Source organism: Algibacter miyuki (assembly GCF_030409805.1).
GTDB classification, from domain to species: domain Bacteria; phylum Bacteroidota; class Bacteroidia; order Flavobacteriales; family Flavobacteriaceae; genus Algibacter; species Algibacter miyuki.
This window is the reverse complement of sequence record NZ_JAUFQP010000014.1, coordinates 1-8273: the sequence shown is the minus strand read 5'-3', so window position 1 is coordinate 8273 and position 8273 is coordinate 1. Positions and strand designations below refer to the sequence as shown.

Annotated in this window: 15 protein-coding genes, 1 tRNA gene and 2 pseudogenes; 8 read left to right on the top strand and 10 right to left on the bottom strand. The window is 58.7% G+C overall.

The genetic code is table 11. The features are described from left to right. Positions 1-197 (top strand): hypothetical protein (locus tag QWY92_RS18230; protein ID WP_290274186.1); only part of this gene is annotated, 197 nt, incomplete at its 5' end. Between the two features lie 54 nt (positions 198-251). After that, positions 252-425: a family 4 glycosyl hydrolase gene (locus tag QWY92_RS18225; protein ID WP_290274184.1), complete on the top strand. Its 174-nt coding sequence runs from the start codon at positions 252-254 to the stop codon at positions 423-425. Positions 426-684: 259 nt separating this feature from the next. On the opposite strand, the gene QWY92_RS18220 is transcribed toward QWY92_RS18225, so the two are convergent. The 8 genes and pseudogenes from QWY92_RS18220 to QWY92_RS18190 all read right to left on the bottom strand — a co-directional run bounded on the left by QWY92_RS18220 (position 685) and on the right by QWY92_RS18190 (position 4963). Continuing rightward, entirely contained in the window at positions 685-1170 is a 486-nt protein-coding gene (locus QWY92_RS18220) for a MurR/RpiR family transcriptional regulator (RefSeq protein WP_290274182.1), read from the bottom strand. Positions 1171-1351: 181 nt separating this feature from the next. Next, complete coding sequence (locus QWY92_RS20800) at positions 1352-2419, bottom strand: TIM-barrel domain-containing protein (RefSeq protein ID WP_336622106.1); 1068 nt, start codon at positions 2417-2419, stop codon at positions 1352-1354. A 50-nt stretch (positions 2420-2469) separates the two neighbouring features. Then, complete coding sequence (locus QWY92_RS18210; protein WP_290274178.1) at positions 2470-2676, bottom strand: TIM-barrel domain-containing protein; 207 nt, start codon at positions 2674-2676, stop codon at positions 2470-2472. 19 nt (positions 2677-2695) lie between these two features. Next, on the bottom strand, positions 2696-3313 hold the full coding sequence (locus QWY92_RS18205; protein ID WP_336622107.1) for a TIM-barrel domain-containing protein: 618 nt from the start codon (positions 3311-3313) through the stop codon (positions 2696-2698). Between the two features lie 359 nt (positions 3314-3672). Continuing rightward, entirely contained in the window at positions 3673-3846 is a 174-nt protein-coding gene (locus tag QWY92_RS18200; protein ID WP_290274174.1) for a hypothetical protein, read from the bottom strand. Continuing rightward, entirely contained in the window at positions 3810-4196 is a 387-nt protein-coding gene (locus tag QWY92_RS18195; RefSeq protein WP_290274172.1) for an MFS transporter, read from the bottom strand. The genes QWY92_RS18200 and QWY92_RS18195 overlap by 37 nt, the downstream gene beginning before the upstream one ends. A gap of 80 nt (positions 4197-4276) precedes the next feature. Further along, positions 4277-4546, bottom strand: a pseudogene (locus tag QWY92_RS20625) (MFS transporter); the annotation flags it as partial. A 106-nt stretch (positions 4547-4652) separates the two neighbouring features. Continuing rightward, positions 4653-4963: pseudogene (locus QWY92_RS18190) on the bottom strand (MFS transporter). A 383-nt stretch (positions 4964-5346) separates the two neighbouring features. Here QWY92_RS18190 and QWY92_RS18185 point away from each other — a divergent pair. The 6 genes from QWY92_RS18185 (at position 5347) to QWY92_RS18165 (ending at position 7482) form a co-directional block, all read left to right on the top strand. Next, positions 5347-5441 (top strand) — tRNA-OTHER (locus QWY92_RS18185). Between the two features lie 169 nt (positions 5442-5610). Continuing rightward, positions 5611-6003, top strand: coding sequence for a DUF3237 family protein (locus QWY92_RS18180; protein WP_290274170.1), 393 nt, complete (start codon positions 5611-5613; stop codon positions 6001-6003). Continuing rightward, the gene (locus QWY92_RS20620) at positions 5961-6077 is read left to right on the top strand and encodes a DUF3237 family protein (protein ID WP_332880398.1); all 117 of its coding nucleotides are present in this window, start codon (positions 5961-5963) and stop codon (positions 6075-6077) included. Before QWY92_RS18180 ends, QWY92_RS20620 begins: the two co-directional genes overlap by 43 nt. A 112-nt stretch (positions 6078-6189) precedes the next feature. Continuing rightward, positions 6190-6486 carry an alcohol dehydrogenase catalytic domain-containing protein gene (locus tag QWY92_RS20615; RefSeq protein WP_290274168.1) on the top strand — a complete coding sequence of 99 codons (297 nt, stop codon included), beginning with the start codon at positions 6190-6192 and terminating at the stop codon, positions 6484-6486. Between the two features lie 287 nt (positions 6487-6773). Then, positions 6774-6953, top strand: a complete 180-nt coding sequence (locus QWY92_RS20610; protein ID WP_290274167.1) for a hypothetical protein — start codon at positions 6774-6776, stop codon at positions 6951-6953. 238 nt (positions 6954-7191) lie between these two features. Next, a complete protein-coding gene (locus QWY92_RS18165) occupies positions 7192-7482 on the top strand; it encodes a putative quinol monooxygenase (RefSeq protein WP_047694005.1) in 291 nt (96 codons plus the stop codon). Between the two features lie 76 nt (positions 7483-7558). Here the strand turns inward: QWY92_RS18165 and QWY92_RS20605 are convergent, their stop codons facing one another. Then, the gene (locus QWY92_RS20605; RefSeq protein WP_419761793.1) at positions 7559-7738 is read right to left on the bottom strand and encodes a helix-turn-helix domain-containing protein; all 180 of its coding nucleotides are present in this window, start codon (positions 7736-7738) and stop codon (positions 7559-7561) included. Beyond that, positions 7677-7826: a hypothetical protein gene (locus QWY92_RS18160; RefSeq protein WP_290274166.1), complete on the bottom strand. Its 150-nt coding sequence runs from the start codon at positions 7824-7826 to the stop codon at positions 7677-7679. The genes QWY92_RS20605 and QWY92_RS18160 overlap by 62 nt, the downstream gene beginning before the upstream one ends. Positions 7827-8273: the final 447 nt, after the last annotated feature.

The following is an 8273-nucleotide window of genomic DNA, read 5'->3' as shown; positions in this document are numbered from 1 at the left end:
TCCACACCCGCGAACCGCTGACGCTGCGCCAGTTTATCGAAGAGCCGGACACCGGCGGCTATGCCGGAGTGGCGCTGGATATCCTGGAAGCGGTGAAACAGCACCACCACCAAGCGGATCGTGGTGTCGATCCAGAATCACGACACGCTCGACTTTTTGCGCCCGGACGACGTGGATCGAGATCAGCTGCGACCTGAGCCGGGATGGCCTCAAGCCGGTGACGCCGGTGAAGGTACCGACGGCGCAGAAGAATGATTGCCTGCGTGAAAGAGTATGAGCGGCTGGCGGTGGCGGCGATCCTGCAGCAGGATAAATCGCTGGCGGTGCGGGCGCTGATGGCGCACCCGCTGATCGGTTCCTATTCGCTGGCGAAAACCCTGGTCGAAGCCTATCTCGACGATGAGCAGTTCGCCGCCTGGCGGTAATCCGCTGCCGATGGGATTCCCCCCGCTCGCACCGCGCTTAGCGGGGGCTAACTATTGCTACGTAGACTGGTAAACCACATCTTCAATAGTCGCTCAAAGCCTAAGATGCAGTAGCCGAAAAACGGGTTTGCTCCAGTAAATATCATCATCGAACTTCTGCGGGTCGTGAATAATAAACGCCGTATCCGCGGCCTGCGCCAGCGGGCTTTGGTAGTCGCCGGTAAAGCAGACCAGATTAATCTCCTTCCCCTCCAGGGCCTTAACCAGTTGAGCGCCGAGCTGCTGCGCCCGGATTTAGAAATGATTCCAGATGGAGTCGAAGCAGGCGGCGTTTTTCTGTTTCGAGGATTTCGTAATCGGGCCACAGCGCCAGGCTGGCATTCACGCCGGTGACGAGAAACTTGTTGTAAATATACTGGGCGATCAGCTGTGAAAAGCCGCTGCCGTGGATCAGGATGCGCTGCTGTTTAAGGCTTGCCAGCAGCGGCGTCAGCGCTTCTTCCGGCTGAACGCTCATGTAGTCGATATCGTTGGTGACATCGAGCTTCGGCATGGTGATATTGAACTTGATGAAATAGACCAGCTCCAGCCAGCCGCTGAACTTCAGTTTCTTTGCCATCCGGACCAGGGAAGAGGGGTTGCTGTAGCACTGTTCGGCCACAGCGCGAACTCCCTGGCGGATACACTGCTCCGGGTCGTTCTGAATAAAGCGCAGCACGGTCATTTCCGTTTTGCTTAGCTTCACGTCACGAAGATATTTTCTACGTCCATGGCGGGCTCCTCTCAGCGGCAGAATACGCTAACACCGTTTCGACAACCGCGTCTGCGGCCTGAGTCACACTATGAAATGAACGTTACTTTTTGTACAAAAATGGAATAAAAAAAACCCTCTCCGCCTGGCGAAGAGGGCTGCTGCTGTTACCTATTTACAACGTAATCGGCAGCGTATTGCCCTCGGCGCTCACCACCACCCCCCATTCGCTACCGGTCTGCGTACCGCCCTGCACGCCCGCGACCTGCGGGATATTGCGCAGACATAACGTCCAGCCGCGGGCCTCGCCTTCGCCGCTCACGGCGATGGCGTTGCCCTGGCGCCTGGCCTTCAGGGTGAAGATCGTCGAGCCGTCTGCCGCCGGAACGTCACAGCGTGCCTCGCGTCCATCCTCAAGGTGGAACAGCTGGAAGGCGGTGCCCTCATGCCAGGCGTAATCCGCCTTCTGGTCATTGTTGCCCAGCGCCAGCAGGCTGTTGTCGCGAACGTAGACCGGCAGGCTCAGCGCATCGTGATGCTGCTTATGCCAGCGGCTACCCGGCAATTCATCGTTATGCCACAGATGCGTCCAGCGCCCTTCCGCAGATAAAACTGCACTTCGCCGGCCTCGGAGACACCGGCGCCACCAGGACCGAATCGCCCAGCATATACTGGCGGTCGAGATAGTCGCAGGCCGGATCGTCCGGGTACTCGAGCACATCGCGCGCAGCATCGGCGTGCCGAACTCGTTGGCCAGCGCTGCCTGACGATAGAGATACGGCATCATGCGGCATTTCAGCTGCGTGAAGTGGCGTACCACGTCGCAGGACTCGTCATCGTAGGCCCATGGCACCCGATAGGATTTGCTGCCGTGCAGCCGGCTGTGGCTGGAGAGCAGGCCGAAGGCGCACCAGCGCTTGTAGACGTGGGCCGGCGCGGTGTTTTCGAAACCGCCGATATCGTGACTCCAGAAACCAAAGCCGGACATGCCGATCGACAGCCCGCCGCGCAGGCTTTCCGCCATCGATTCGTAGTTGGCGTAGCAGTCGCCGCCCCAGTGCACCGGGAACTGCTGCGCGCCCACCGAGGCGGAGCGGGCGAACAGCACCGCCTCCTGCTCGCCGACGGTCTCTTTCAGCACCTTCCACACCAGCTCGTTATAGATGAAGGCGTAGTGGTTGTGCATTTTCTGCGGATCGGAACCATCAAACCACTGGACGGTCGGTCGGGATACGCTCGCCAAAGTCGGTCTTGAAGCAATCGACCCCCATCGCCACCAGGCCTTTTAGTTTGTCAGCGTACACTGGCGGGCTTCCGGATTGGTGAAGTCATAAATCGCCAGCCCGGCTGCCACTTATCCCACTGCCACAGCGAACCGTCCGGACGCTTCAGCAGATAACCCTTCTCTTTCAGCTCTTTGAACACCGGCGAGCGCTGACCGATGTACGGGTTGATCCACACGCAGACCTTCAGCCCTTTCTCCTTCAGGCGCTTGATCATCCTTCCGGGTCCGGGAAAGTTAGCGGATCCCATTCAAATCGCACCACTGGAAGGCCTTCATCCAGAAGCAGTCGAAGTGGAAGACGTGCAGCGGCAGATGGCGCTCAGCCATACCGTCGATGAAGCTATTCACCGTCGCTTCGTCATAGTTGGTGGTGAACGAGGTCGTCAGCCACAGACCAAACGACCATGCCGGCGGCAGCGCCGGGCGGCCGGTGAACTGCGTATAGCGGTTAAGCACCGCTTTCGGCGTCGGGCCGTCGATGACGAAGTACTCGAGGTATTCGCCTTCAACGCTGAACTGGACTTTAGAGACTTTCTCCGAGCCCACCTCGAAGGAGACGCGCTGCGGATGGTTGACCAGCACGCCGTAGCCGCGGTTGGTCAGATAGAACGGGATATTTTTGTAGGATTGCTCGGTGCTGGTGCCGCCGTCCTCGTTCCAGGTTTCTACCGTCTGGCCGTTGCGCACCAGGGCGGTAAAGCGCTCGCCGAGGCCGTAGACGGTTTCGCCGACGCCGAGGTCGAGGCGCTCAAACATGTAGTTGCGCTGGGTCTTACTATCCTGCACGTAGCCGTTGTTTTTTAGCTGGCTACCGTGATACGCAGGCCGTCGCGCAGAAAATCCAGCCCCCAGAATTCGCCTTTAGTCACCCGCACGCTGAGGCTGCCGCTTTTCAGCTCGGCGAACCCGGCCGTATTTCTATTTCGACATGGACGTCTTTCTGCACGTTCAGCGGATAGTGCGGGCCGTTATCCAGCGCGCCCTGGAAGTGCTCCATACGCACGCCGATTATCCCTTCCTGCGGCGAGAAAAAGCGCAGGGTGAACAATGGCGTATCCAGCTGCCAGGCGCGTTCGCGGACATCGCGCGGCGCGCATAGACCACCATTTCATTCCCCTGCTGCTCCACTCGTAACCTGTACGGGTTGGATCAGGTTTGAGCCCTGGTTGAATGAGCCAGTTTCCATCACTGATTTTCATTAAAACGTCCTCTTAGTTTTGCCATTCTTTGTCGATCGGGGCGGCGGTGAAATCTTGTTCGTTGCGACGCGCGCCCTCGGCCAGCTCGGCCATCATTTTTTTCAGGAACGGCGTTTTCAGCGTGTAGTAGCGTTTGGCGATCACCGCGCTCAGCAGGTAGCACACCGCCGGAACGAGGGTGAACAAGGCGATAATGATGTGAGGGTGGCGCTGTTCTGGGTTTTAGCGGCGGCATCATAGCCGCCGCCGGCCAGCATCCAGCCGATCAGCGCGCCGCCCAGCGCCAGCCCTAACTTGAGCACAAACAGGGTACCGGCGAAGCTGATGCCGGTCAGGCGTTTGCCGTTACACCATTCGCCGTAGTCGACGGTGTCGGACATCATTACCCACTGGATTGGCGTCACCAGCTGGTGCAGTACGCCAATGACGAAGATAAAGACAAACATGGTGATTTCGGCGTCCATCGGTACGAAGAACATCGCCACGCTGAGCACCGCCAGGAGGCGTTGGTCCACCAGAAGACGCTGACTTTGCATTTCCAGTCGGTCAGCGGTTTCGCCAGCGCCGAGCCATCAGGTTGCCGACGCAGTAGGTCGTGAGAAGGCGTGAACAGCGCCGCCGAGCCCATGATCCAGGTGGTGTAATACATCATCGCGCCGCCGCGAACGCAGACCGCGAGGATATTGAGGATGGTGAGCACGCCGACCACCCGCCACTGGTCATTGCGCCAGATATCGCGCAGGTCTTCACGCATCGAGGTACTGCTCGGCGGCGCTTCGACACGCTCTTTGGTGGTAAAGAAGCAGAAGGCCAGCATCAGGAAGGCAATCACCGACAGCACCGCGATGCCCCCCTGGAAGCCGAGCGCTTTGTCTTCGCCGCCGATAAAGTTGACCAGCGCATCATCAGCACGGTGGAGAGCATGCCCCCCGCCGTCGCCAGCACGAAGCGCCAGGACTGCAGCGAGATGCGCTGGGTCGGGTTGTCGGTGATCACGCCGCCGACGCGCAGTAGGGGATATTCACCACGGTGTAGAGCAGGGTCAGCAGCGTGTAGGTCACGGCGGCGTAGATCAGCTTGCCGTTGTGGCTTAAATCCGGCGAGCTGTAGGCCAGCACGCAGACGAGGCCGAACGGGATGGCGCCGAAGAGGATCCATGGGCGGAACTTACCCCAGCGGCTGCGGGTACGGTCGGCAAGCAGACCCATACACGGTCGGAAATCGCGTCCAGCGCGCGCGCCAGCAGGAACATGGTGCCGACAAAGCCGGCGGGGATACCAAAAATATCAGTGTAGAAAAACATCATATACAACATGACGTTATCAAAAATAATGTGGCTGGCGGCATCACCCATGCCGTAACCAATTTTCTCTTTGACGACAAAATGTGATCTTTCATATGCGCACTATTCCCTTAGCGGCACCGAGGGTTGGTACCGGTTACGGTTTTTGTAACCTTTGCCGCACTAAGATGAATTGCGATATCTCGTTATCAGATTACGTTTCTTGTTTTCTGTGATCGTGGTAGGGAACAGGAGTGAAAAAGTGTAACTCACGGATTTTGTGAGGATTTGTCCAGGACTGTTCTGTAAAGTCCAGTTTTAACAGTAAAAAGTGCGTTTAGGTATGTGGTAAACGGCTGAAAGTAGCTATAATGCGCCCCGCCTCCATGTAGCAATCGAGGCGCGGAAGATCGTCATCTCCGGTGAGGTGGCTGGACTCAAATCCAGTTGGGGCCGCCAGCGGTCCCGGGCAGGTTTCAACTCCTGTGATCTTCCGCCAGTTTGCCCCTGCTCCCCCACAGCCACTCCCTACCAACCTGAGCCCCCCCCAACTCATCATCCCAGCCAATCATTTTCATCCAAACCCTGCGTTATTTTGTCTCTCGCAAAAACCCGTTACACTGGTGCGGTGGCCGCGTGCCGTTACCAACCGAAACAGGAGAGCCATAATGACCCCCGAACTCAGACACTGTTTTTCCATTACCATCCAGGTTGATAAACCGATAATCGTCTCCCGCAGCCCGCAGACCGGTAAGCGCCAGCTGATCCCGATTGTCGGCGGCAGCGTCTCGGGTCAACTTCGCGGCCACGTGCTGCCCGGCGGCGTCGACAGCCAGATAATCGAACCCGACGGCACCTGCAGGCTGTCCGCCCGCTATGCCCTGCAGGTGGCGGAAGGCACGGTCTATGTGGAAAACAATGGCATCCGCCGCGTGCCGGCCAGTATCATGACCAGCTTTTCGCCGACGATATGCGCTTTTTTAGCGATATTCCGCCAGAAGCCATCTATTTTCGCACCGTGCCCACCTTTGAGGTGGATGCTCCCGCGCTCAGCTGGCTAACCACCTCGCTGTTTATTTGCGCCGGTGGCCGGACCCAGGATGGGGTGATGCTCGACTTCTATCAGGTGGGCTGATTTTCACTTTCTGCATATAACTGTTATTGCCGTTAGCCCGTTTTTCCCCTCCCAGCAGCGGTCTACGATGGCTCCATCTTTTCATTCACCCGAATCACAGACCGGAGCAGTTATGAAAGCTATCGCCATTACTCAAGCCGCCGCTGACGGCAACAACATCCCTTCTTTAACCGAGATCGACCTGCCGATCCCCACCGCCCACGGGCGTGATCTGCTGGTCGCTGTGAAGGCTATCTCGGTCAATCCGGTAGACACCAAAGTGCGCGCCGGCTTTCAGGGTGACACGCCGCGGGTGCTGGGCTGGGACGCCGTTGGCGTGGTGCAGTCCGTCGGTGAGGAAGTGACGCTGTTCGCGCCGGGGACGAGGTCTGGTACGCCGGCGCGCTGGCCGGGCCGGCAGCAACAGTGAATATCAGCTGGTGGATGAGCGCCTGGTGGCGCACAAACCGCGCACCCTCGATAATGCCTCCGCCGCCGCGCTGCCGCTGACGGCGATCACGCCTGGGAGCTGCTGTTTCACCGTCTCGGCGTTGAGGAAGGCGGCAATGCGGGCGACACGCTGCTAATCGTCGGCGCGGCGGGCGGCGTGGGGTCTATCCTGACCCAGCTGGCCAGTAAACTGACCGCCATGACGGTGATCGGCACCGCCTCGCGTCCCGAGAGCCAGCAGTGGTCCGCGAGGCGGGCGCGCACCATGTGATCGATCACAGCAAGCCGCTCGCCGACGAGCTGGCGCGCATTGGTATCACGTCGGTAACCCATGTCGCCAGCCTGACCAATACCGAGCAGCACTTCAACGCGCTGATCGACGCCCTCGCCCCGCAGGGCAAGCTGGCGCTGATTGATGACCCGAGACCCTGGACGTGGTGCCGCTGAAAGCGAAAAGCCTGTCCCTGCACTGGGAATTTATGTTCACCCGTTCAATGTTTGAGACGGATGATATGATCGCCCAGCATCAGCTGCTCACCCGCGTGGCGGCGCTGATCGACAACCACACTATCAAAACCACCCTTGGCGACACTACGGCGCCATCACCGCCGCCAATCTGCAGAAAGCGCATCGCCAGCTGGAACCGGACGCGCCGTCGGCAAGATCGTGCTGGAGGGGTTTTAAGATGATATCGCTTATCGCCGTGCTCAAGGCGAAACCGGGCCAAACGGACGCCCTGCGCCAGGCCCTGCAGGCGCTGCTCCTGCCGACGAGACAGGAGCCGGGCAACCTCGACTATGCCCTGTTTCAGCTGCGCGACGCGCCGGACACCTTCTATATGTGCGAGGCGTGGCAGGGACAGGACGCCCTCGATGCCCATGTCGCGATGCCCTATTTTCAGGCGTTTATGACGCAGATGGAGTCTCTGCTGGCTGAGCCGCTGCGGCTGGACTTTCTGACGCCGGTTGAGCCTTAGCCCACCGGCTGACGAGGGGTGGGAAAATCACGCCCCTCCGACGCGCGGGTTTAAAAGTGGGCGGGAAGCGTGCGGGTTATCTTTTCCAGCACCCCGCGATGGACCGTAATGTAACCACCTTGCGCAGCTCTGCCAGAATCGACATAACACGGCTGCGCGACAGGTTGGTGCGGCGCTGTATAAAGCTTAACGCATTAATTTGGCGACGATACTCCTCCGGGTAGTCCGCCAGCTCTGTTAGTAGGGTTCGCACCATCGGATAAGAATCCACCCCCACCATCTCCTGCGAACGCATGCTCAACACCATCAGCCGCTGCGCCAGAACATGGGCCATCTCCTGCCACAGGTTTTGCGCATTGAGGATCTCGACCGCGCCTGGTGTCCTATCCAGCGTCCGCGCAAATCTGTCTCAGCAAACAGAGAGCAGTGGTGTGTTTTCCGGAATAACGTTAAAGACGCCGTAACCATCGATTAATCCCAATAGCGAAGGGGCAAATATCGTTGATATCACCATGTTGTTTTCCGCATGGCATAGCGAGGCAATCCCCTCTTCGAGCAGAATTAATCCGGATTCAGCCTGGGTCGGCGGAAAACGATAAAGGTCGATCGCGGCAGCGCAAAGGGTGAGCTGGCGGGCAGGAACGCAGATAACAGGGATTCCACCGCGAATAACGGCTTTGTCTGTCTTCCGTAGTAAAAAGACGGTAACGCCTGGTCAGTAGAGAGGCTGGCTGCAGGGATCGACATGGTTTTTATGCCATCAGGTCAGGTTGAAAAAGTGATTCGTTGAA